At 60.8% G+C, this 23307-nt stretch carries 22 protein-coding genes and 6 pseudogenes; 11 read left to right on the forward strand and 17 right to left on the reverse strand.

Annotated elements, in window-relative coordinates:
• Positions 1–91: 91 nt before the first annotated feature.
• The 4 genes and pseudogenes from P3T23_RS16165 to P3T23_RS16180 form a co-directional block, all read left to right on the forward strand.
• Positions 92–436: pseudogene (locus P3T23_RS16165) on the forward strand (LysR family transcriptional regulator); the annotation flags it as partial.
• A pseudogene (locus tag P3T23_RS16170) lies at positions 427–761 on the forward strand (SDR family NAD(P)-dependent oxidoreductase); the annotation flags it as partial. The pseudogenes P3T23_RS16165 and P3T23_RS16170, both read left to right, overlap by 10 nt.
• Positions 762–1239: 478 nt before the next feature.
• A pseudogene (locus P3T23_RS16175) lies at positions 1240–1410 on the forward strand (replication initiation protein); the annotation flags it as partial.
• Between the two features lie 60 nt (positions 1411–1470).
• Positions 1471–2052: a hypothetical protein gene (locus tag P3T23_RS16180; protein WP_429317168.1), complete on the forward strand. Its 582-nt coding sequence runs from the start codon at positions 1471–1473 to the stop codon at positions 2050–2052.
• Between the two features lie 204 nt (positions 2053–2256).
• Here the strand turns inward: P3T23_RS16180 and P3T23_RS16185 are convergent.
• The 5 genes and pseudogenes from P3T23_RS16185 to P3T23_RS16205 all read right to left on the reverse strand — a co-directional run.
• Positions 2257–2460: pseudogene (locus P3T23_RS16185) on the reverse strand (phage integrase N-terminal SAM-like domain-containing protein); the annotation flags it as partial.
• Between the two features lie 321 nt (positions 2461–2781).
• A complete protein-coding gene (locus tag P3T23_RS16190) occupies positions 2782–3723 on the reverse strand; it encodes a 3-hydroxyacyl-CoA dehydrogenase NAD-binding domain-containing protein (protein ID WP_429317169.1) in 942 nt (313 codons plus the stop codon).
• 3 nt (positions 3724–3726) lie between these two features.
• The gene (locus P3T23_RS16195; protein WP_429317170.1) at positions 3727–4647 is read right to left on the reverse strand and encodes a 3-keto-5-aminohexanoate cleavage protein; all 921 of its coding nucleotides are present in this window, start codon (positions 4645–4647) and stop codon (positions 3727–3729) included.
• A 75-nt stretch (positions 4648–4722) separates the two neighbouring features.
• On the reverse strand, positions 4723–6066 hold the full coding sequence (locus P3T23_RS16200) for an MFS transporter (protein ID WP_429317171.1): 1344 nt from the start codon (positions 6064–6066) through the stop codon (positions 4723–4725).
• A gap of 199 nt (positions 6067–6265) precedes the next feature.
• On the reverse strand, positions 6266–6970 hold the full coding sequence (locus P3T23_RS16205) for a Crp/Fnr family transcriptional regulator (protein WP_429317172.1): 705 nt from the start codon (positions 6968–6970) through the stop codon (positions 6266–6268).
• Positions 6971–7083: 113 nt separating this feature from the next.
• Between P3T23_RS16205 and P3T23_RS16210 the strand changes: the two genes are divergently transcribed.
• Together P3T23_RS16210 and P3T23_RS16215 are read left to right on the forward strand one after the other, a co-directional pair.
• On the forward strand, positions 7084–7497 hold the full coding sequence (locus P3T23_RS16210) for an acyl-CoA thioesterase (protein WP_429317173.1): 414 nt from the start codon (positions 7084–7086) through the stop codon (positions 7495–7497).
• A gap of 34 nt (positions 7498–7531) precedes the next feature.
• Positions 7532–8305 carry an SDR family oxidoreductase gene (locus P3T23_RS16215; protein WP_429317174.1) on the forward strand — a complete coding sequence of 258 codons (774 nt, stop codon included), beginning with the start codon at positions 7532–7534 and terminating at the stop codon, positions 8303–8305.
• Positions 8306–8919: 614 nt separating this feature from the next.
• Here P3T23_RS16215 and P3T23_RS16220 read toward each other — a convergent pair.
• From P3T23_RS16220 to P3T23_RS16235, 4 genes are all read right to left on the reverse strand, one after another.
• Positions 8920–9228, reverse strand: coding sequence for a DUF4148 domain-containing protein (locus tag P3T23_RS16220; RefSeq protein WP_429317175.1), 309 nt, complete (start codon positions 9226–9228; stop codon positions 8920–8922).
• A gap of 423 nt (positions 9229–9651) precedes the next feature.
• A complete protein-coding gene (locus tag P3T23_RS16225; protein ID WP_429317176.1) occupies positions 9652–10392 on the reverse strand; it encodes a DUF2182 domain-containing protein in 741 nt (246 codons plus the stop codon).
• A gap of 52 nt (positions 10393–10444) precedes the next feature.
• Positions 10445–11107, reverse strand: a complete 663-nt coding sequence (locus P3T23_RS16230) for a DUF1326 domain-containing protein (protein ID WP_429317177.1) — start codon at positions 11105–11107, stop codon at positions 10445–10447.
• 607 nt (positions 11108–11714) lie between these two features.
• Positions 11715–13307 carry a PQQ-binding-like beta-propeller repeat protein gene (locus tag P3T23_RS16235; protein WP_429317178.1) on the reverse strand — a complete coding sequence of 531 codons (1593 nt, stop codon included), beginning with the start codon at positions 13305–13307 and terminating at the stop codon, positions 11715–11717.
• 172 nt (positions 13308–13479) lie between these two features.
• Here P3T23_RS16235 and P3T23_RS16240 point away from each other — a divergent pair, with 172 nt between their 5' ends.
• Together P3T23_RS16240 and P3T23_RS16245 are read left to right on the forward strand one after the other, a co-directional pair.
• Positions 13480–13719: a hypothetical protein gene (locus P3T23_RS16240; protein WP_429317179.1), complete on the forward strand. Its 240-nt coding sequence runs from the start codon at positions 13480–13482 to the stop codon at positions 13717–13719.
• Positions 13658–13789, forward strand: a pseudogene (locus P3T23_RS16245) (SDR family oxidoreductase); the annotation flags it as partial. The gene P3T23_RS16240 and the pseudogene P3T23_RS16245, both read left to right, overlap by 62 nt.
• Before the next feature lie 461 nt (positions 13790–14250).
• Here the strand turns inward: P3T23_RS16245 and P3T23_RS16250 are convergent.
• From P3T23_RS16250 to P3T23_RS16265, 4 genes and pseudogenes are all read right to left on the reverse strand, one after another.
• Positions 14251–15060, reverse strand: a complete 810-nt coding sequence (locus tag P3T23_RS16250) for a DUF6675 family protein (protein ID WP_429317180.1) — start codon at positions 15058–15060, stop codon at positions 14251–14253.
• A gap of 413 nt (positions 15061–15473) precedes the next feature.
• On the reverse strand, positions 15474–15674 hold the full coding sequence (locus tag P3T23_RS16255) for a hypothetical protein (protein ID WP_429317243.1): 201 nt from the start codon (positions 15672–15674) through the stop codon (positions 15474–15476).
• Positions 15657–15818 (reverse strand): annotated as a pseudogene (locus tag P3T23_RS16260) (polyhydroxyalkanoate depolymerase); the annotation flags it as partial. The pseudogene P3T23_RS16260 and the gene P3T23_RS16255, both read right to left, overlap by 18 nt.
• Positions 15819–16151: 333 nt before the next feature.
• Complete coding sequence (locus P3T23_RS16265; protein ID WP_429317181.1) at positions 16152–16466, reverse strand: DUF4148 domain-containing protein; 315 nt, start codon at positions 16464–16466, stop codon at positions 16152–16154.
• A gap of 22 nt (positions 16467–16488) precedes the next feature.
• Here P3T23_RS16265 and P3T23_RS16270 point away from each other — a divergent pair, with 22 nt between their 5' ends.
• Positions 16489–16650 carry a hypothetical protein gene (locus P3T23_RS16270; RefSeq protein WP_429317182.1) on the forward strand — a complete coding sequence of 54 codons (162 nt, stop codon included), beginning with the start codon at positions 16489–16491 and terminating at the stop codon, positions 16648–16650.
• Positions 16651–17328: 678 nt separating this feature from the next.
• Here P3T23_RS16270 and P3T23_RS16275 read toward each other — a convergent pair.
• Entirely contained in the window at positions 17329–17502 is a 174-nt protein-coding gene (locus P3T23_RS16275) for a hypothetical protein (protein ID WP_429317183.1), read from the reverse strand.
• On the opposite strand from P3T23_RS16275, the gene P3T23_RS16280 reads away from it, so the two are divergent.
• The gene (locus P3T23_RS16280; protein WP_429317244.1) at positions 17467–18297 is read left to right on the forward strand and encodes an efflux transporter outer membrane subunit; all 831 of its coding nucleotides are present in this window, start codon (positions 17467–17469) and stop codon (positions 18295–18297) included. The genes P3T23_RS16275 and P3T23_RS16280 overlap by 36 nt on opposite strands.
• Before the next feature lie 473 nt (positions 18298–18770).
• Positions 18771–19103 (forward strand): DUF4148 domain-containing protein, encoded by a 333-nt coding sequence (locus P3T23_RS16285; RefSeq protein ID WP_429317184.1) that lies wholly within the window; start codon positions 18771–18773, stop codon positions 19101–19103.
• A gap of 966 nt (positions 19104–20069) precedes the next feature.
• On the opposite strand, the gene P3T23_RS16290 is transcribed toward P3T23_RS16285, so the two are convergent.
• The 3 genes from P3T23_RS16290 to P3T23_RS16300 form a co-directional block, all read right to left on the reverse strand.
• The gene (locus tag P3T23_RS16290) at positions 20070–21503 is read right to left on the reverse strand and encodes an amidohydrolase family protein (RefSeq protein WP_429317185.1); all 1434 of its coding nucleotides are present in this window, start codon (positions 21501–21503) and stop codon (positions 20070–20072) included.
• Between the two features lie 105 nt (positions 21504–21608).
• The gene (locus P3T23_RS16295; protein WP_429317186.1) at positions 21609–22457 is read right to left on the reverse strand and encodes an ABC transporter permease; all 849 of its coding nucleotides are present in this window, start codon (positions 22455–22457) and stop codon (positions 21609–21611) included.
• Positions 22450–23304 (reverse strand): ABC transporter permease, encoded by an 855-nt coding sequence (locus P3T23_RS16300; RefSeq protein ID WP_429317187.1) that lies wholly within the window; start codon positions 23302–23304, stop codon positions 22450–22452. The genes P3T23_RS16295 and P3T23_RS16300 overlap by 8 nt, the downstream gene beginning before the upstream one ends.
• Positions 23305–23307 lie beyond the last annotated feature (3 nt).

The raw sequence follows: 23307 nt of genomic DNA on the forward strand, positions 1-23307 counted from the left end.
GGGGATCGATATTCGGTGTATATATGGAGCCGTCCGGACGCGAAGCTCACCCAGCCGCCATGACTTTCGCCAATGCGGGAGAGGATCGACGATGCGCCGCCAGCCGCCGCTGAATGCACTGCAGACTTTCGAAATGGTCGCGCGCCACCGCAGCTTCGCGCGCGCCGCCGATCATCTCTGTCTGACACAGGGGGCCGTGAGCCGACAGATCCAGGCCCTTGAGGATTACTACGGTTTTCCGTTGCTCACGCGCCAGCCGAATGGACTCGTCCTGACGATTGAAGGCGAACAGCTCTTGCCGTCAGTACAGGAGAGTTTTGCGCGGATCGAAGAGGTTTCGCTGCGGCTAACCCGGCAGCGCACCGACCTCGCGCTGAAGGTACTCACCTGCCTGATGCGCTGGATTCCGCCGAAAATCATGCGCTTTCAGGCGGAGATGGTTTCGTCGTCAACGTGTCGTCCATCTCGGCCACCACCGGCGTCGGGAGCAATGTCGCCTACTGCGCCGCGAAAGCGGGACTCGACACGATGACGGCATCGCTGGCCCGCGCTCTCGCGCCGCGCATCCGGGTGCTGAACGTGTCGCCGGGCGTCGTCGACACGAGTTTCGTGTCTGGGCGGGGCGCTGACTTCAACGACAAAGTGGCGGCAACGACGCCTCCTGGCCGGATCGGTACACCCGACGACATCGCCGCGGCATCGAGGCGTGCGCAACTCACCTCACGTTCAGTACGGGCGTGACGATCATCGAGAAGAACGGACCATTTCATGAACGTGCAACTGAGCGCGCCAGGAAGTCCGCTTGTGCCGGTCGCGAGTACCACGAGGGCTCGGACACGAGCAAGATTGGTGTTACCTGTTTGCGGCATGTTGACGGCTAACCTATCTTGAAGCACGGGACGGCATTTACCCCGTGGGTTATCCAAAAGGTCAGGGGCGTGGCTCTGCGCCGGCCGGTTCCAACGCGCGTAGTCAGAGGTTCACGATGAACAGCGACGCAGCTTCGCCACCGGGCGGGCCGGACAACCAGACAGAAGTCGGCACGAACGGCGCCGAGCATTCTGCCGTGGCGGATGCGCAGACCCCAGATAGCACCCCGCGCTGGCATCAGATATTTCCGGTACTGACTGACGCCGAGATTGATCGGATCAATCGCTTTGGTGCGATACACCGCTACGCCGCCGGCGAATTCTTATATCGCGCGGGTGGCATGAGTCCAGGCTCACGGATTGGTTTGAAATCGAAGTCGTTCGAAACTGGCCAGGTAAAGCGGGGTCCAGTGCAACAGTCTTCAAGTATTTCAAGCGGGACAGCCTCGAACCCGCGGTCAAGCAAATCAATGAGGTCTCCGACATCGGGCTGAGCTACGAGACGCGGACAGAGAGCCCTAAATCCAAAAAGATTGACCGGATACGCTTCAGACTATCCAGAAAGGAAGGAGCCGACACCGTCCGCGCGAGCTTGATTGGGTTGAAGGAAACCTACACCACGCTGAAAAACGAATTCGGGTTCACCGAAAAGCAGTTCAACGTCATCTCGCAGAACCGCGCCATCTGGTCCGACGAACGCATCCTTGACGCAATCGAATACACCCGAGTAAAGATTGACGACGCCAAGGTGAAGAAGAGTCCAGCGGGCTACCTGATGAAGGCCATTACAGAGGGTTACAGGCTTTCAGAAGCCGAGCGCCGAATGAAAACGGTACTGGCCCAGAAAGCAACAGAAGAGCTTGCTGAGGTAACTGCCCGGACGACTGTGAGAAACGCGGTTGAAGCGAACAGCGCTGCTCGCGAGGAAGAGGTCAAGGTGCGATTGGCAGACGAGGTCCGACTTGGTCGTGAAGCTTTTGACCAAGCTGATGCGCGGGCAAGGAAAGACTTCATGCGCGCATATATTGCGTCTCCCTCTGGAAAGCTGGCCATCAAGCGTCTCAAGTTTAGCGTCGCCACAATTGGCGAATCTGACGTGCTCAACCATGCCGATCTTTCCTTCGGCTTCTACCACTTCGTGCATCTGCGCAGCAAACCGAAGGCGACGCGAACGCGCATATGACAGCCGGATAACCGCCATCCGGATAATCTCAGCCTGCATTCAAGGCCGGATCGGGAAGAACGCGGAAATACCGACCGGCCTTCCAGCAATGAATCGGCTGATACCTTCTCGTTGACGTTCACGGTTTCACATCTTGCCATTATTTGTTCAATCCCAATCATCCAGACGTCGCGCTCGTGTTGGTTGGAGCGCGCGATGAGTGGTTGACGTGCCGTGATCCACCAGATGCAACTGGTAGCCTCGCAGGTCCTCGACGGTGGCGGTATCGGGCGAGCGACCGGGAAACCGGGAAAACTCGCGCACGATGCGCAGATAGTTGGCTTGCGTCCTGGGGGAAAGCTGGCGCATGCGCATGTCGTCGATCATGCGCTGGCGCAGCGGGCTGATGCCCTGTCTGGTATGGGTCATGACTCTGCTCCCGTTGACTGACGAGGCGGATTGCCTCGCCCTTCAACATGAAAACAGAGTCGGTTTCCCCTCCATTACCGCTATCGCGGGCCGGAGCCCTTTACCGCGCGAGCGGTTTCGTTCCTCGACCCAAACCGGACGGTGAACTCCGTTCTACCTTAATGACGGCTTCCGGAGTGCAACGGTCATTCCGCGGGGTGAACATTGAAGTCTCTAGCACCGCGGCCAGTGAATGCAGTGCGTCGATATTTTGGAACGTCACTCAGTTCGTCGGCACGGCGCTCGCTTCGGTGCTGGCATATCGCTTCATGTCACGATCCCCTATGGGATCTGCGAAAGGTCTCGCTTTGCCGCCAGAAGCTCAACCAGCAATTGATCGCGCTGACGAAGCATTTCGGGAAAGTCGTGCGCCTGTAGTTCCGCATCGACGCCTTTCGCAATCAACTCGATGTAGTCGTCCGTCTCCGGATACGTGCCCAGGTCGCGAGCCCAGTCGCGCTGGGCCGGACCCAGATGCTGCAGCAAATGGGTAATGCCACCGGGGCCTCCGGATGCGTGAAGGTTGAGAAACGGCCCGAACAGAGCCCAGCGCAGGCCGGGCCCGTGCGAAATGGCCGCATCGACGTCTTCGACCGAGGCGATCCCTCTTTGAACCAGGCAAATGGCTTCTTGCCAAAGAGCCACCTGCAGACGGTTTGCAATATGACCTTTCACTTCTTTACTGATACGGATGGCCTTCTTGCCCGTTGATGCATAAAACGCGATAGCCCTCGTCACGTTCTCAGGTGATGTAAGCCTGCCGCCGCCGACTTCTACCAACGGAATAATGTGGGACGGATTGAAGGGGTGACCAAGGACGATCCGCTCCGGACGTTTCGCGCCCGCTTGAATCTCGCTGACCGAAAGACCGGACGACGACGAAGCGATGATGGCGTCCGCCTCCGCCGCCGCTTCGATATCGGCTATCAACGAGCGTTTGACGTCCAGACGCTCGGGCCCGCTCTCCTGAATGAAGCCAGCATGCCGTACGGCCGCGGTTAGGTCTGTCGTGAAAGTCAGCTTTTCCCGCGAGGCACCGTCGGCGAGGCCGAGGGCTTCAACGGTGGGCCAGTTGTTGTCGACCCACTCGCGCAACCGCGCTTCTGCGCCCGCGCCCGGATCCGTCGCCGTGACCTCGAAACCTTTGGCGAGGAAATGCGTGGCCCAGCCCGCGCCAATGACACCGGTGCCGACGATGGCAACCTTGAAGGGTTTTGCGGTCATGATCTAAGCCTCTGCGCAGTCGGCGCCGAGTCTTTCTTGCAGCGGACGCAGTCCAATCATTTCGCGCGCCTCGGTGGGGGTGGCTGGTTCGTAGCCCATCTCGCGCACCAGGCGAACAAGGCGCTCGACCAGTTGCACGTTGGTCGCCAGCTCGCCGTGCCTGTAGTACAGGTTATCTTCGAGCCCGACGCGCACGTGGCCGCCCAGCAACAGCGAATTCATCGCAGCCGGCAACTGCGCCGCGCCGATGGCGCTGACGTTGAACACGGTGTTGCGTGGCAGATGGTCTACCATCGTCTGCAACAGGCGAGGCGTGTAGGGCAGGGCCCCCTGGAAGGCGTTGGCGCCTATGACGATATTGATGAAGTGCGGCGCTTCGTCGAGACCTTCGTTGATTGCACGCTGGACGTCCTGAACGATATCGGCAAGGCCGAACACTTCCCACTCGGGCTTGATGCCGCGCGCCTTCATCATCTCTGCGATCTGCCGGATGCGCGAGGGCGGCGTTGCCACCAGGATCTCCTTGCCATTGAAGCTCGCGATGACTGTCTGGGCATCGAGCGTGCACATCTCGACGCCGTCGCCTTGCATGCCCTTCAGGCGCTCTTCCCACTGGATCTCCCACAGGCCGTTGTCCAGTTCGCGCACCATGTCGCCATTGATGCCGCCGCCGGTGGAGTTGTTCAGGATGATGTCGCACCTGTCGCGAATCAGCCGGTTGATGTGGCTGTAGATCGCAGGATCGCAGGTGGCCTCGTCGTCGGGGCGCCGTGCGTGTACCGCCACGACACTCGCTCCGGCGTTGTAGCAGCGGAAGGTGTCTTCAGCGATCTCATGCGGCTGCGTCGGCAGGTTCGGGTTCATCTTCTTGGTGGCCATACCGCCGGTCGGGGCGACCGTCACAATGACTTTGGGCTTGCTCATGATGCATTTCTCCACGTCAGGAAAGAGGTCGAAAGGTAATGAAGGCCGTTGGCGCGGCTAGTGCGCGCCGGCGTCCTAGCCCACCCGGACCGCACTCTTCGGCAGGCCGAGCAGGCTGGTCAGGCCGCCGGCGATGACCAATGCAGTCAAGGCCAGCAGACCCATCTGGATGCTGCCGGTGGCGCTCTTGATCCAGCCGATCAGTGTCGGGCTGACAAAGCCGCCGAGAATGCCCAGTGAACTGATGACCGCGATGCCGGCCGCGGCGGCGTCCCGGCCAAGGTAGGTCGGGGGGATCGACCAGAACAGCGAGCCGCCGCCAAAGATGAAGAAGGCCGCGATGCACAGGAGAACCATCACCGGCACGATGGCGGTGCCAAGGAACGAGGTCGAAAAGAGCGCGATGGCGCCCACTGCCAGCGTTCCTCCTACATGCCAGCGACGTTCCCTGAAATGGTCTGAACTCCGGCTGATGACGAGGACGCCGAGCGCACCGAAGATATACGGCACTGCCGTGTACCAGCCGACCGTCGAGATGGGGCCGACGCCAAGGCCCTTGATCATGGTCGGCAGCCAGAATGTGACCGTGTAGACGGCACAAGCGCAGCAGAAATAGACGAAGGCGAGCACGTAGGTTTTGCTGTCCGCCAACGCTGCGGCGAGCTTGCCATGGTGTCGGGCTTTTGTTTCATACTGGTGGTCCGCATCGAGTACCGACTGCACCAACGCCTTCTCGGCGTCATTCAGCCACCGCGCCTGACCCGGCTTGTCCGGAAGCATGCGATAGAGCAGAAACCCCAGCAGAATGGTCGGCAGTCCTTCGACGAGGAACAGCCACTGCCACCCATGCAAGCCGCCAAGGCCCTCCATGCCACTCATGATCGTTCCCGACAGGGGGCCGCCCAGAACTCCCGTGATGGGCATGCCGAACAGGAACAGTCCCGTCACGCGGCCGCGACGCTGGCTCGGATACCAGTACGTGAGATACAGAATGATGCCGGGGAAGAAGCCTGCTTCGAAGATGCCGAGCAGCAGCCGGATCCCGTAGAACTGCCAGGCCTCGCTGACGAAGGCAGTCGCTGTGGAAGCGAGACCCCACAGCACCATGATGCGCAGGAAGGTCAGGCGTGCGCCGATCTTTTCGAGCAGCAGGTTGCTCGGCACCTCGAACAGCAGATAGGTGACAAAGAAAATGCCGGCGCCGAGTCCATAGACGGCATCGGAGAAGCCCAAGTCATGCTTCATCTGAAGCTGCGCGTATCCGATGTTGATGCGGTCGAGGAACGCGCAGATGTAGGCGATCAGGATGACCGGCATCACATGCCAACTGATCTTGCGGTAAACCTGGTCTTCTGCCGACCGGGCCGGCGCATGGCTGACGCCCGTGGTGACTGCGGGCGCCGAACGAGTGCGGTTCATTGCGTGTCTCCTTGTCTCATATGACACGCATTATTTCTGGCGCTTGCGGAAACCACTGTCGATAGACCGACAGTTGGTGTCAGGGTAAACGCCCAGTCGACCGAGCCAGCTGCCCGAGTGCGGCGTCGCCCCTTGACCTGGTCTGCTGGACAGGCTTGTGGGGCTGGAAGCTCGCCGGCAGGAAGCCTCTTCTGAGGCCCTACCGGGCAAGCGCCTGAAGCCCGGCCAGATCGAGAATGACGATGCCGCCGTATTCGCTGCGTACGAGACCGGCATCCCTGAAATGCATCAGGGCCTTGTTGCAAGTCTGGCGAGATACGGCAGCCAGGTTGGCGAGTTCTTCCTGCGACAGCTGGAGACGACACTCGCCCCGAGGGTTGGCGATGGGATGCACCATGCCCACCAGCGCTCTCGCGACCAGGCTGTCGGTGTCGAGCAGCCCGTGGGCGGCGAAGTTGCCCATGAACCAATGCAGGCGTTCATTCACCTGGGTCAGCAGGAATTCATTGAAGGACGGCTGATGGTGGCGCAACCAGTCGAAGGTGCCGAGCGGGATCTGTGCGATCCGGCTGTCGCGCAACGCAATGAGGTCGGACTCTCGCGGCGCCTTGCGGATTAGCGTGCCTTCGCCGAACCAGCTGCCCACCGACTGGCCGCCCAGTGTGACGGAGCGCCCGTCGCGTGCGGTTATCGACCACTTTATCAGGCCTTCGAGCACCCCGAACCATACCTGCTGCCGCTCGCCGTGGTGGCCCAGCAACTGGCCCATGGCAATGGCGCGCTCCGAGACATCGGCGCGCACCCGGCGGCGGGCCGACTCGTCGAGCTGCGAGAACCAGGTCGACTGGGCCAGCAGTTCGTCAATCGTCAGCGATGGGGACTCAATACGTCGTTGTCGACTCATCCCGGTCTCCTGGTGATGCCCGTACAAATATCGACGTCGAGTGTCCGCGAATTGACAGTGCCACCGAAACGACACCCGCATAATGACCGCAATGGAAACTGGAGCATAAGCCCATGAGCAAGGAAATTGTCTTTCAAGTTGACGTGCAGTTCGGGGACTGCGATCCGGCCGGCATCGTCTTCTTCCCGAATTTTTCGCGTTGGATGGACGCCGCCTCGCACCACTATTTTACGCAGTGCGGGCTTCCCCCCTGGCACGCGTTGACGGAGTTGCCTCAGTGTATTGGTGCGCCGCTGCTGGAGATCCATACCCGTTTCCACACCCCGGCTACCTATGGCGAGCGCATCGATGTGCACACCGTAATCGAAGAGTGGCGCGGCAAAGTCTTCATCCAGCGTCATCGCATCGTGCGCGGCGATACCCTGATCTGCGAGGGGCGGGAAACACGCGCGCTATGCATTCGAGAGGCAGATGGACGGCTGAAAGCCGTCCCTGTGCCCGAATTCATCCGTGCCGCCTGCTCCTGAACAGCAACCGCGATTCTGATCCAAAGGAGATTCCATGATGTCCATGAAAGGCAAGCGCGTACTCGTCACCGCCGGCGCGAGCGGCATAGGTCGTGCTATCGCGGAAGCCTTCGCATCCGCTGGGGCGAGGGTTTTTGTCTGCGATATCGACGAGGGTGCCCTGAGGCAATTGCAGACGCAATTGCCGGACGTCATGACGTCGGTGTGCGACGTCGCCGACCGCGGCTCGGTAGCTCGTATGGTGGCCGAGGGCGCAGCCGCACTCGGTGGCCTGGACGTACTCGTCAACAACGCGGGCATCGCGGGACCTGTGGCCAGCGTTGCAGACATGGATCCAGACGCCTGGGAGAACGTGCTGCGCGTCAATCTCACGGGCACATTCACTGTGACACAGCACGCCATCCCCCATCTGAAACAGTCTACCGCGGGCTCGATCGTCATCATGTCGTCACTGGCCGGCCGCTTCGGCTACCCGAATCGCAGCCCCTATGCCACAACGAAGTGGGGACTCGTCGGCTTTACCAAGACCCTGTCCCGCGAACTGGGTGAGTTCGGCATTCGGGTCAATGCAATCCTGCCCGGCGCCGTGGAAGGCCCGCGGTTGCAGCAGGTTTTTCAGGGGCGGGCATCCGCCAGTGGACGCAGCGTGGCACAGGAAGAAGCCGCGGCGCTGGCCAACCAGTCGATCAAGCGCTTCGTCGATCCTGCGGACATCGGCGCACTCGCCGTCTTTCTCGGCTCCGAGGCCGGCCGCTCGATATCCGGGCAGATAGTCCCCATCGACGGGGATTCCCAAAGTGCGTCCTGAATACTTCGCCCGCCCTGGGGATCGCATTGGACGACATTACCCGACCGCGCCTGTTGGCCACTGCGAAACAGCGCCGCCTTGCGAATCTCCTACGCTCCCGGAGGCAGCACATTTCAGGAGACCGAGCTGACTCGCATTCCGATTCGAACGTCTCTGCTTTCATGTCCGTCCGTTGTCCCCTGTTTCTGAAACAGTACGTCACGGGGCACGTCTTCTCGCTTGCGGTCCTCAGCAACGCTAGAGACTGACATGATCGGTGTACCAAGGTCCATTGTGTGGGCGAAGCCGACATTCGAACGTCTGTGTGAAAGCTTGGGCCAACGGCAGCAGCTGGCCGAACCCGGTCCGATGCGGACCTCGAACGATCGCTGATCGCAGCAGGGATGCGAAAGGCGAAGCGAACTTTCGCGAGACTGGACTTGATGAGACCGTCTCAACTCGGCGACATTGACAGGGCGGACCAGTGGACAATCAAAACTTTGCCGCATCGGATGGACTCGTTGAGCACGGACCATTGGATGATTTCCACCGCACGCGCCAAGGGAACACGGCCGCGATGCGACGTGCAGTTAGTACGCGCTGAGCCTGGAGTGGTTCGCATTCACCTTGGCTTCTCAGCTGGGTTGAGGCTGCTGGCACTCCGTTTGGAACCAGTAGTCGACCAGACGCTGTGCCGCTTGTATGTCTTCCGGGTAATATGGGTCATACCACGGTGACGGGTCGTAGCCCGCTTTCCTCAGGGCAGCCAGTTCGCTATGGTGTTGCGCCATCGTAGGGGGCGCGTTGGTCCTGAGCGCCGCCAGGTCGCGGCACTCTGTTGGACTGAGGTGCGGCCCGGCATACGGCCTGCCGCCGACGGCACAGCCGGCGAGCAAAAGCACCAGAGCGGGAAGTATTGACCGTGTTCCAGGCGCCCTTCTCATAGTAAGTGTCCTTCCCTACGATGGCGGCAGCCCGCCCGGTGGCATGCCGCCGCGCCCGGCGTCTCGTCGTCAAGTCATTTCGTCCTTCGAGTGACGATGCCGTCGTGCTGCCGGCTGATACCTAGGAGCGTGACATGGCCGAACAGCACAAACCCGGCGAGAAGGATCAGACGTCTGGGACCCTTCTGTTGATCTGACTTGCGCCACGCAAGCATTGTTCCCGCCCCGCTATTAGCAGTGTAGATCAGCGAAGCGCGCCGCGAATGCTCACGCGAGGTCCGCATCAGTGCCTCGGCATCGCTCCCCGAAAGTCTCTGTTCGACCCTCAGCGGCCATTCGAAGCGCGGTCGCTTCAACGACCGGTTATGAAGCGTAGCGGACATCTTCGGATGGGGTAGTTATTCGGCTGTCCGTGTCGTGACCTCACCCCGTTGTTGCAACTACGACACCCCAGCCAACCAGCAGCAACCCCTCCGCAAAAGGAAGCCATCGCGCTTGCGGTAGCATTTTTTCGAGCATCACGTAGATCGACAGGGCGGCAACCCAAAGCACGTTCATGACGCCAAACACGAAGAGCAACGCCATGAGTGCCCCGCAACAGCCGACGCAATAGGCCCCATGGCGGAACCCCATGATCCAGGCACCGAGGGTGCCGTCGCGCCATTCGGTCAGAAGAAAACCGAGTGGGGAAGCACACTTGCCAAGGCACGCGTGCTTTAAAGGTGTCAGCTGGAAGACTCCAGCAATGACGAGGAGAGCGCCCCCAAGCAGCGGGGTTGCGCTCACCATCATTGGTGTAACCAGACGGGCCTCGAGCAGGCCCCATTGCGCAAACGTCGCCAACAGGCTGAAGCCGGACCACACGGCCAGGTAGCCGAGAACAAATACGCTCGTATGCACATACGGCAGTCGTTGCGCACGCCGCTGGCGGCTCAGGAACGCGAAACTCAGAATCATCGGCACGATCGACGGGAGCATCATGGCGGCCATCATGATGGCCCACATCGCCAGTACCAGTAGCAGATCGATGGCGCCCCAATCCGTCATGCGCGGCATGATGGCCATGCCAGCTCCCGCGTCCATGTGCTCCATGCCCCAGCTCATATACAGCAGGTAGGCCCACGCGAGCGTCGCGGCGGCCGTGAGTCCCGACAGTACAATCACTCGGTCCCGCACCGGCAGCCGTCGCGACACGAACCCCCTTCGAAAACCTCGCTCAGCCATGGTAGGCGAACGGAGAATAGAACCCGTTTCGGTCTGAGATTTCTCTGGAAAAGCCGTAGTCGGTGAAGCTAAAGCGCTTCGATTTCCCGATCACCGCCGCGAATCCTGGGACAGGGGTAAACGGTTGATTGTTGATGGTGACGTCGCCTCCATCCTGACCAGACAACGCTTCGATTTCGATGTCCGCGACATTGGGTATGCGAAGGCTGCGACGCTTCCCGTCGAGTTGGTAGTCGATCGCGGCTGGTTTGACGCCCATGACTTCGCCAATCATCGGGCCCAGCGCGGAAAGCGGCCCCCCGGCTTGACCGGAGAAGATCTTACCCAACGCCTCTTGCTGCTGCGGTGTCCCGCGTTCGTCGAGATAAAGCGCCACCTTCCACTTGTTTTGCAGCATGTGACCCGGCGAATACGCAAAGAGAGCGATGTTGAGTCCGTCCAGTGTCACGTCGGCGAACTCGCCTTGATCGACGTGCCAACCGATGAGCACTGCGCAGTCTCCATCCGACGGCGGACTGAGGCAAACGCAACTGCACGGGGCGTAGCAGTTGCAGCTCTCGAAATACGTACCGGCAACCTTCCAGTTCTCGGCCATGGCATTGACCTCCATCGTTCGGACGCGCGCAGGGTGCGCGCGCTTATTGCATTCGGGCATGGCGCGTTTGCGCGCGTCAGTTGCGATTCCGGACGCCGAACCGGGCGAGCGAATCAATTCAAGTCTAGGTCGAAATGCCCGGAGGGCGCGGGGACCGCCTACCGCGAGCGCCCTGTCCTACGGGACGCCGGGCACCGGAGGTTCGCAAACTGCTCACTCTGTCCCCAATGGCACGCTCCACTTGCTCATCGGCTGCCCTGCAAGAAATCTCCTTCCCATGCCGCTCGGCATACCACGTGGGCCGCACGGGCTGACGATTCACACGTAGCGTTCAGCGAATAGTGAATTCGATTCCCGGCTTTCGGCGTCTCGCCGATCACGATCAGTCGCGCTTCCTGGCTGGTGTTGTTAAGTCCTCGCCGTACGACTCGCGACATTCCCTCACGGGTAACCGGTAACTGGTTGCGGAGCAGTCGCTCGGATGACCTTTTGACGGGACAACGAGCGGCCGTAGTTGGCCGACTATTGACCCATGCAATCGGCATGCGCGGCCTGAACCTCGGAAGGTAGCGATCGGCAGTACCCGACCCGAAGCCGCCACCAGACTCCGCGTCAAGCGTATGGCGGGTTTCGCCTGTAGAGCGGCCCCCTCCGACTGCGCGGCGCTCTACAGGCCAAAGGCGTGAACCTTGTGATCGTAGCCCGCCACGAAAAGCTGTCCGTTGACGACGGACGGCGACGTGAAGATTCCGCCCGTCACGCGTTCGGCCGCCGGAAGTTGATCGGTGCTCCACAGTATCTGTCCGCTCTTTGCGTCGATGGCGAACACCTGGCTGGCGACGCCATCGGCGTAATACACCACGCCGTTCGCGACAACGGGAGGAATAGCCGGATTGTTCGAGGCTGAATTTTTGCCCACCAGCTGTTGCCAGGCCACGCTCGCGGCGGAACAGGTGCTGTTGAACGCCAGCGCGATGAGACCGTGCTTGTTGAAGCCCGTGGGCGAATCGGAAGGCGCCGCAATGTACAGCTGCCTCAGCGCTGGGTCATAGGCAGGCAAACCAATGTCGCTCCCCGTCGCATTGCCCTGGCTGATTGGCAGCGTTTGCAACGGCCCGGACGCGATGGTCGCCTGGTTATAGATGAACAGTTTGCCGGTCTTCTGGAACGCCGCAAGCATGGGCTGACAGCCACGCGGCTGGAAAAGCGGCGCCGTAGCGCCGAAATCGGCGTCTCGGGTAGAGGGAGGCATCGGCGAGTTTGACGCAACTACGGTCAGGCTATTGGTAAGCTCGACGACGTGTTCTGCAAAGAGGGTGTTCTCCGGCCGCGTAAACCCGTTGCCTGTCAGTGCAAAGACAGCACTTCCGCCCCGCACGACCGATACGCCTCCATATCCCCAGATGCCGCCGCCGTTCGGTCCGCTTGCCCCGGTTGGATACCAGCGCTGCAGAATCGCCCCGCCGGGGACACCTATCCGGACTACCTGACCATGGTACGGAGTGAAGTCGCAAACACTGGCCGTCGTCGCATACAGTGACGTACCGCTGAGGGTCGGGCTGCCCCAGACGAACGTGTGCGTTGCATTCGCGGGATCGGGGACGAGCACGTGCAAGGCGGGCAGCTCTGCGCCGGTCGCCAGATTGTACGCATGCAGAAAACCGTCCCCGCTCACGATGTACAACTGGTTCCTGGCATGGTCGATGGTAGGCGTTCCGATGAACCCAATGTTGCCGCCCGATGCCGCGAAGTCACTGCACGTGGTATGCACAGGGTTGACGTGCTTCTTCCAGATTTGTGCCCCTGTAGCCGCATTCAGCGCGAACATGTCCCCGTTGAGCGTCGCGGCGTAAACGATATCGGTCGGTACGCCGTTGATGGACACACCGGCGGCGAGCGTTGGCTGGGTCGTCATGGGGCCACCGAGATCCGTCGCCCAGTGCATTCTCAAACTGGGCACGTTGGATGGCGTGAGCACGGTCTCCACGGAATTGCTTCCGGTGCGCTGGGCGTTCATACCGAACGTCGGCCAATCGGTTGCGATAAACGAGGGCGCGACGGCCGCGCTGGGTGTCCGCGCACGTGTCGCGGCGCTCACATCCGCGGGGGCCAGGAAGGGCGGATCTTCAGTCGCCTCAAATGTGCTGGACGCGGGTGATGTCTGCGCCCGTGCGCCGGCGCCGGCCAGAACCGCGAACACCACCGCGGCGATCCATCCGGCACGTTTGACAGGAGGGTGTGCATGCAGTGCATTGGTCATCGGGACACCTCTTGCACTTCAGGTCATTGCACTCACACTGATGCACAGGAAGTGAGGCTTCCGAGGGCCTGACATCATGGCGCAGCCTGCAGTGGCGGCCATTGGCGTCCTGTTGTTTCAACCCTGCATTCTTCCCGCTGCTGGTCCAGTGCAATAGAAGAGCCAGCATCTTATGGATATCGTGGAATTCATCTTTGCGTGGCTATCGCCGATCTTTTCGCGTCGGTCGCCGGATGCAAGTGCAAGGTACCAATCAAAAATTGAAAAAAAAGTCATTAAATATTCGACGGCTCCTTCATATGTATTGCGCCGCTTTCGGGGTTTCGACAGACAAAAGCTTTTGAGCAGCCAGCTCCGAATCGCAGGTGTTCGTGACAGGCCTGCACGCGCTCAAGCGCGTCGCGAAGCCTGAAGAGATTGCGCGGTCGGCACGCTATCTTGCATCCGACGATTCTTCCTTCGTGGAGGGTACGGCTTCATTGGCACATGAGTCGTGTGACGATAGCGTATGCCGAGGTGCAGATGCTCGACGACGGCGCACGGACGTCATAGTTGGTCCACGCACTGACGGGGTCGACCGATGTCCCGATGACTGTCATCTGGTGCACAGCCGACATTGGAGGGTCCGAGCACGCGCACCGATCAACGTCAGCAGATGGCCGGGTGCTGCCGTAGGTAGAGAACAGCGGCCGATACGCCCAGTTTGCGCGAACCGCTCGTAGTCGGACGTGGGAATTCCGTAGCCCCCGGTCAGAGAATGGGTCGCAGAAAATGCGTTCGCACAAGCGGGGATTATTGAGCTACTGACAGTTTTCGACCCAGACGAACAACACCGGGAAGTGTGAGACCGTACACCGCGGCCGCGTACTGCAGGAAAGCGCGCGAGGGCGCCGCAGCAGGCGATTGACGCATCGACGAGGGGCCTGTTGCGTCACGACCCAAGTCATCGCACGGCCGGTGGTTCCGCGTCGGTCGGGATGCCGGCCAGGTACCGGAACAGTGCCAGCGCCCGGTTCGCCGTAGAGGCCTCGTGCCCGCTCGCAATGAAACTGCTGGCTTGCCGGTCGATGCGCGCGAGAATATACAGGCCCCATACGTCGTTCGTCTGGCGCTGTGCGAACACCACCGTCTGCAGCGCAGCCGGCTGAAACACTGTCAGTCCGAAGGCACGGACCGGCGACACATTTTCCTCGGCCAGCGCCATCCGCTGCGGGCTGTGCTCCAGCACCCGCATCCGGTACACCAGGGGGCCGGATCGGCTGTCGCGCACCCAGAAGTAAAAGGTTCGACCGGCTTGCAGTTCAGACGGACGGAAATCACCCCGCCGGCCCCCGCCCTCTGCGGGTCCGGCCAGCGCTGCGGCATCCAGGAACAAGGGACGCCACGTCTTGTCGGTCGTGGACCAGTAGCGCATGCTGCGCAGGGTGGAGACCGCCCCGGCACGTGCCAACAGCGTCTCGGGACCGCCAGCGACGTGAACCAGCCCTGCGACCGCGACGACAACCCGGGAGCGGGACGCCGCAGGCCATCCGGTGCACGAGGACGGCCGCCACACACTCGTATCGAGCTCCTCGGCGCCCAGGATCGCCATTGCAGGTTGCACGCCCAGCGACGCGTAGGCCGGCACCGGCGGTGTCCCGCACGGCGGCGTTGGCAACGGGGTTGCCACGGCGAAGCCGGCGGCAGCCACCAGCGTCGCGCAGCGGACGGCTGCCTTCAGGCAATAGGAACCGCGAGGACGCGCAACGTTCATTTGGGCTTGCCTCCCGGCAGCGACTCGGCCAGGAACTTGACGACGTATATCGATGCGGCTCCGATGTTGAAATATACCGCTGCGCGACGTAGCGGCGCATCAAGGGGCGAAAGATCCCGCCTACATCCAAGATCGACCGGGCAAGTCGTTCGTTCGCCGGCATCCCTTTGACATTCAGGTCCTCGATAACCACCGCTGGGTTCTCGCGGCAGAGCCGAGCGTGAGCTTGTGCATAAAATCCGCTCTGACGTGCGCGGTGCGTGGACAGCCTTGCCAACGATACAGCTGTCTTCATCTATTGACGACGGCGAAAACGATTCCTCGCTCGCCTGTTGGCAGTGGTCGAACGTGACGCATCGTTGCGGGTCGACAGGCCTTGTAAAGCGGACGGGAAGCCGCTTCGGCCCGCTCCGTCACAGCTTTCCATTGCTGTGCTCGAGGATGAAGTCCCGCAACTGCGGATAGATGATGGCGCGCCAGCGGCGGCCCGAGAAAATACCGTAGTGGCCGCACTTTTCCGCCACGAAATGCCGCTTGGGCTCGGGGGGAATGCCGCTGCACAGATCCTGGGCGGCGCGCGTCTGGCCGTCGCCGGAGCCCAGCCGGTAGAGCAATTCGTAACCGGCGGAAAGACGGGTGGCGCTTGGGAAATAGGCAAGAGCGCTGGCCGGATTCGCGAAGGATTTCGACGCGGCCTGGGCCCAGGCGGTCAGCGGGCTAAGCAGAGCCCGCTGAAATTCGTGTAGTTGATAGAGCATGGGTGCTCCCAGGTATCCGTAGCAAGGCCCGCCTGCGGCATCTACTGCAAAGCGCATGCTCAGTCCGCCTCGCGAAGGTCCCTCATTTCCGCGAAGCACTCCGCGCAGCAGACTGCCGTAACATCCGGCCAGTAATTCACGCGCTTCTGGACGTCGTCCTTCAACTCGCCGCATTTAACGCAGCGATTCAAGACACGGACCTTCAACGGTCGTGAGCGCCAACGGTCGAGCACGTTCATGTCAGCATCCTCCGCGTTGATCTGTGGTCGACTGCAATCACGATCAGCGCCAGACCGCGTCTCGACGAGCGCGGGCCAGCAGCATGACGCGTGTTCAATGGTGAGCATAGATCGACTGTGCGTCGTTCATCGCGAGCGCCGCTCCGGCCTGCGAAGCGCCCGTCGTCACACCGCCGACCGACGCTGCCTCGGGTGTTTGGCGTTGCGCCGCGATCTTCGCCTCGGCCGCCTGAATGTCGGCGGGGTAGTACCGATCTTTCGCTGCTGGACGATAACCGGCCTGTTCGACCCGGACGAGATCGGCTCGCACCTCGGCGCGGGTTACCGGTGCATTGGCGGCCTGGGCAAACACGAATGTAGGCGAGCTCAACGCGCTGGCAATCAGTACGGCCTTGATCAGTGCTTTCATGATGGTCCCCTTTGAGAACGTAGTGGCCACATTCACCATGAACGAGGCCTCGAGCCTCTCCATCGGCGTCGATGAAGAGTTGCCTTCATTCTCGGCAATGGCGCCTGTCTCGATGCTGACCCGCTCATTACAAGATCGTTATCTTTCCCGGCTGCCGGGCGCGCCTGTCGCCACTACGCTGTAAGCTTATCCGGTGCGGCGAAAGTCATTCTGTCGATTCTCCGTGGTCACTATCAGTCTGGCCGCAATCGAGTGGACGTTGAATACATCGGTCAATTGGAAGACGACATTGCTGATCTGTCGTTTCGCGGGACGTGCCCACGCGAACCATCTTTCGCGGTCCTGTTGTCACGCGCCGTTATTCCGACATTCTCGACCTTCAGAAAGGGGGCGGCCGGTGGCTGGGCACAGTAGCTGCCGAGCTGCGAATGGGCAGAAAGCAACTTATAGCCGTCATACCGTTGCCGATACCTGAACGTCGGGTATGGCCGACCTGCTTCCACCGGGCATCCGGCAGGTTACGAAGTGAACCAGCCATTGGAATGACGACAGTCTCTGTTGCGCGAACGGCAACTATTGGCCGTTCGGCGACGCATGAAACACTCCTGAAGAGACACTCACACAGCGGTCACCGCAGAATCTCCGAGCAAACCGATGAGCGTGCGCGCGTTCCGCTGCCCCTGGTCTTGATAATTGTTGTTAAGGAGCAACTTAGGATCGCCCGAAGCCTTTCTGGTTGGGGATCGGGGGTTCATTGTTGAGTGAAAATATGAATTTTTACCCGCGATTTACCCGCAGGTCGCTACCCGGTCTCCAGCAAAGTTTTGAGGGTGCTGCCCGCGCAGATCAAGGGTTTCGAGCGTTACGACTCGATTTTGGCGTCGCTGGGAGGTGGCGGATGATCTTGCTGTGGAGAGCCAGCAAGCTCCATTAGCCAGATTCGAAGAGGATCGCCGCACAACAGGAAACGATCAAGGCGGACACGCAACTCCGGGATGTCCTGCCGCGCGAATATGCGCTGGGTGAAATTGCGCATTCGGACGTGCTCCAGCAAGACGCGGTGTTGGCCCAGGCTGAGGAATGGCTGCCGCCGATGCAAAAGGAACTGGCACTGCAGCGCAACGCGCTGATCGCGCTTGTCGGTGGCTTGCCCAACGAGGATCGCGCTGCGGATTTCGAACTTTCTTCCTTGCATCTGCCGCAGGAGTTGCCGGTCAGTATTGCGTCGAAGCTGGTTGAGCAACGCCCGGACATTCTCGCTGCGACAGCGACACTGCACGCGGCGAGTGCGCAGGTCGGTGTCGCGATCGCCAGCCGTTTGCCGCAGCTTTCATTGACGGCATCGTTCGGCACGTCGCCGGGTGCGATCGCCAATGCCTTTTCGCCGTACAACCAGTTCTTCACCGTGATCGGCAAATTATCCCAACCGATCTTTGACGGCGGAACGCTCATGCATCGTCAGCGCGCGGCACAGGCAGCGTTCGACCAGGCGGCGGCGCAGTATCGCGTGACCGTTATCGGCGCCTATCAGAACGTCGCCGATGTTTTGCGGGCATTGCAGTACGACGCCAATACGCTGCAAGCCGCCGTAACAGCCGAGCAAGCCGCTTCCCGGAGCCTGGAGCACGTCCGCAGGCAGCAGTTTGGGGCGATGTCCTACCTGGACGTTCTGAATGCAGAGCAGATCTGCCAGGCGGCTCGGCTTACCGTGGTTCAGGCGCAGTCGGCGCGCCTGTCCGATACGCCGGCGCTGTTCCAGGCTCTGGGGGGCGGGTGGTGGAGTCGTTCCGATCCGACTATCGGGGCCAGCGGGCAGTTAGCGGGCAATTGATTCTCCGGCCACCTTTGTCGGTTGAGGGTGGGGGCGCAACGCTGCCAGCGTCAGATCGTTTCGCCTCTCACAAGGACTTCGTTCGGGTGAAGCCGGGGACGACGCAGCCCTCGAACGGGAGTTTTTCAGTACTTTAGTATCGAGCAGCTTTCACTAAAAAACCGTAGGGGCCGGGGCACTGCATAGGTGATGGCCGGAGCCCGGAGCCCATGACCGTTATCTGCAGTTTCGCCGGGCCCTTTTTCTGATCTTCCTCGTCAGGTTTTCAATGTCACGATGCCGCTTGGTTCGATGCCTCTAAACGGTTGCTCGCGCTCGTGTGTTTGGAGCAGAGTGGGAATTTTTCTGTCTTCAAACGTGACTTTGTAGATTACCGAAACGTCATTCTCGGGCCATGTCATTTTCACGCGGTCGATCCAATAATAGAAAAACACGAGATCGATGCCCTCCGATTTCACTCTCAAGGAGCCCTTATGAAAATCAAATTTTGCGTAGCGCTCATGGCGATAATGTCTGCGCCATCTGTTCTTGCTGAAAGTGGTCACGATGATCCGGAGTCAGCCATCTCCGTCGAAGCATACACGGGAGACCAAGCCGAAAAATCACTGTCCAGTCTCGATGCAGTTAAGGCAGAAGTTCCCGGGGCAGAAAAAACGCGTGGGCAGGTGCGGCAAGAACTGATCGAGTCAGAACACGCTGGCCTCGTGCCTGCTGGGAGAACTGGTTATCCACCGAGTCAGGCGACGATTAACCGTAATCGAGTGCGTTTCAGTCTTGCCGAGAAATATTGGATGAAGCAACAGTAACAAGATGATATTTCTAGCGATAGGCACTTTTTTTTGTTATGCATAGATATATGAACACAATAAGTCGTTTTAAGCGTGGTATCGATGCCGCGGCCCAATGTCGAGATCCATCGACGCGCTACCTCCGTGGGCAATTTATGCTGTCGCGATCTTTTTCATTGAGCCGTCTGATTGTTATTTTTGCTTTATTTGGAGCGGTCGCAGGATGCGCAAACTCGACGACGCAAGGAACGGCAGATTCTCTTGCTCGCAACGAAACGCCGCGCCTTCCACACGAATATCCATGCCAAAATATGCATGTGAAAACCTTGAACTGTCCGTCGAGGTAGAGGCAGCCACTGAGTCGTAGAGTAGGAATTTTTCTTCAAACTTGACTTTGTATATTGCCGAAACGTCATTTTCGAGCCATGCCATTTTCAGGCGGTCGATCCAATAATAGAAAAGCTCAGACCAATTTCGTCCGATTCCGCTTTCGGCGAGCTTTTACGAAAATCAGATTCTCCGCAGCGATTGTGGCTACGAGGTTTGCGAGCCCAAAACAGGAAATCACACGCAGAGAGCTGAAGGGCGCCACGTTAGAACGTTAGCGACCTATTAGCGGAGAGGACCGAAGCTGCGGTCCGGCGCAAGCGAGCCTTGATGCGTTTGCGAATGGGCACTACGAGAAGCTCTTCCCGCCAGAACTAACCTGGTGCATCGTAGCGCATGAGAGTCGCACATCCAATTCAAAGTCTACCGCATCAACCGGGCCGCCTCGAGGCCGGGCGACTGGCGAGTGCGTCCATCTCGGCAGAGAGCGGCATGCATGTTCGCAACTCGAACGAACCGCCACATCGACTTCGTATCGCTCAAGGTCGTCGACAATCCTGAACGAGCGTGTGGCTGGACGCGCCCCCTGCGAATCTTCGATTCGTGATCTGTCTACAGGGAAGGGGCCGCGTATCTCTCGCGCCCGCAAGCGCACCGTCAACCGGGCAGCTTCGCTGTATGAGGTTGCCAGTCGGCCTGCAGTGCCTGGGCGCGCGCGTAGACCTTCTCCATCTCCGCGCGCAGCGGTGCGACGGATTCATCTGCGAGGTCGAACTCCGCGCCCAGTGCCTCGTAAGCGGCATTGATCTCCCGCAGCAGTGCGCCTTCATCGACACGCGTGAGTTGTCCGTTCCGCACGACTATCTCGCCCGCAACGAATACACTGTCGATCGCGGCGCCGCGCTCGGCATACACCAGTTGCCGCACCGGATCGATTAGCGGCGTGAAGCTGATCGCGTCAGTTCGGTAGGCGACCAGGTCGGCGCGATAACCCGGTTCCATTGCGCCGAGCTGGCCGCCGAGTCCGAGCGCCGTCGCGCCGCCAATCGTCCCCGCATGCAGCGCTTCCGCTGCGGACAACCAGCGCGAATAATCGTCGCCGCGTATCTTCGACACCGCTGCGGCGCTGCCAAGCACGTTGAGCATATTGACGGTGACCGTCGACGCGCAGCCGTCGGAGCCGAGACTCACGTTGACGCCCGCATCGAGCAGCGCGCGCACTGGTTGAACGCCCGAGCCGAGCAGCAGATTGCTCCAGGGATTGTGCTGCACGCTTGCACCAGATCGAGCCAGACACGCGATCTCCGCATCCGACAACCAGACCGCGTGGATCAGCGAAGTGCCCGGCCGCAGAAATTCCAGCTCGGCAAGGCGCATCACCATGGACTTGCCGTAGAAGGCTTGCGCCGTGACCACCTGCAAGCGCGTTTCCTGAACGTGGATAATGACCGGCAGATCGTGCGTGTCGGCGAACTTGCGGCAACGCGCGAGAAATTCCGGCGTGCAGCGCTGCGGTGCGGAAGGGGCGATCAGCATGCCTACCCGGTCATGCCGGGGATGGTGACGCGCCAACTCGTTTTCCAGCAGCGAGAAGAACGCATCGGGTGAAGGTCGTGGCTGCGCACGCAGTTGCACAAGCAGCGCGGGTGGGAAAATGCTGTCCACCTCCGGGAAGTTATCGACGATCGCCCGATCCATCATCGAGAACCCCACGAGCGCGCGAATCCCCGCGTCCTCGTAGGCCTGGAAGATCGCGTCGACACTCGAGGTGTCGATGGCCTGGCCGAGGCTCACGTCGTCGACAAGCGTGGTCGTGCCGCTGCGCAACGACTCGAGCGCGCCGATCAATGTTCTCAGATAAATCTGGCGCGGCGTCAGCTTCACCGGCCGCGGCGCGCGCACGTAGTGCATCCACAACTCGAGCGGCAGGTTTTCGAGCCGTCCCTTGTGAAAATGCTCGTGCGAATGTTGATGGCCGTTGATGAGGCCCGGCACCAGTAGGCAGTCGTCGAGCGGTATGCGCTCGCCGTCGGTCGCGCTGCCGCCCGGCACGATGGCGGCGATACGCTCGCCTTCGATGACGACATCCACGCGCCGCTCCTCATAACGCTGTTGGGTGCCGTGTAATGCTCTGACGTTGGAGAGTATCTTGCGCACGGTTTCTGCCTGTTCGAATGACGGCGTTGGCTGCAACGGTTAGCGAAATTGCCGCGACAAGCCGGCGAGCCGCTCCATCAGTAGCATGGAAATCAAGGTGGCGACAATCAGCACGCCCGAGGCCGAAGCCGCCCGCACGTCTAGGCTGTCCTCGATGATGTGCCAAAGATGGATGGGCAACACTTCGGAGCGCGCGTCCGAGAGGAATAGCGACAGCGCGACGTTATCGAATGAATTCATGAACGCGATGAACGCCCCCGACGCAATGCCCGGCGTCAGCGCCGGCAGTACGACACGGCGAAACGTGAACCAGCTACTCGCGCCGAGGCACGTCGAACTGTCGAGCAGCGCGGGATCCAGTTGCGCATAACTGGCTGACGTCGTGTACAGCACATACGGTGCGCACAGCGCGATATGTCCGGCGAGCAGACTGTAGAACGAGAGCCCCGCGCTTTCGAGGTTGAACAGGATCAGAATACCCAGGCCCAGCGCCAGCGACGGAATGGTCAGCGGAGCCATGAAAAACGAATCGAGCAGTCGCGCGACGAACGTGCGACGGCGCGCGAGCGTCATCGCGGCGGCGACCGCCAGCACGGTCGCGCAGGCGGTTGCAGCGGCAGCCAGCTTCAGGCTCAACAGCAGATCGTCGATGATCTCCGGCGAATCGAAGATCAGCGCGCGATACCAGCGCAATGACAGCCCCGGCGGCGGAAACTTCAGCGAGTAGCCCGACGTGAGCGACGTCACCAGCACGATCAGCGTGGGCCCGATCAGCATCAACAGACCGATGCCGCCCATCAGGCCCATCACCGCGTTGAACGACAGGCGGCCCGGTGCGGTGCGGCGCGCCGGCATGACCGGCGGCGTGGCAAGCGTGGATTTAGCCATGGACAAATCCTCTGGTCTTGCGGCCGAAATAGTTGAGCAGCGTCACCACGAGCAGCACGCTCACCAGCAGAATCACGGCGAGCGTTGCCGCAAACGGATAGTTCTGCGTCTGGATAGCCTGTTCGTAGATGTAGAACGGCATGTACATCAACTGGCCGCCGCCCACCAGCGTCTGTACGACGAACGCGCTGACCGCGCCGGTGAATACCAGCAAGGTGCCGCTGAGCAGACCCGGCATCGCGAGCGGCACCGTGATCTTCCACCAGGTGCGCCAGCTCGTCGCGCCGAGCGCATGCGACGCCTCGGGCAAGCGTGTGTCGAGCGAAGTCAGCGTGGTGACGAGCGGCAACACCATCAACGGTAATTCGATCTGCGCCAGCGAGAGGATCACCGCCAGCGGCGTGTACAACAGCTTGATCGGCTGACCCGTGTACCCGAGTGCCGCCAGCATCGTGTTGACCAGCCCTTCATTGCCGAGAATCACGACCCACGCAAAGGTGCGCACAACGGAACTCGTCAAAAGCGGCAGCAGGATCAGCACGATCAGCACACGGCGCCAGCGCGGCGGGCTCACCACGTACAGGTGCGCCACCGGATAGCCGAGCACGATCGTCACCAGCGTGGTCGCCACACCGAGCCAGAGCGTTTGCCCGAGGATGCCCCGGTTATAGCTGTCGCCGAAGAACACCAGATATTGGCGAATGCCGACGTGCGTCATGGCCGTGTCGTTGTGCAGGCTGATCAGCGCGACGAGCAGGAGCGGCACGCCGACAAAGGCTATGAAGAACAGGCCCAGCGGCAGCACGAGCAGCCAGTCGCTAGGCATCCGGCGGTTCGCGTTCATCATGCG

It is taken from the genome of Paraburkholderia sp. GAS448 (assembly GCF_050435685.1).
Classification (GTDB): domain Bacteria; phylum Pseudomonadota; class Gammaproteobacteria; order Burkholderiales; family Burkholderiaceae; genus Paraburkholderia.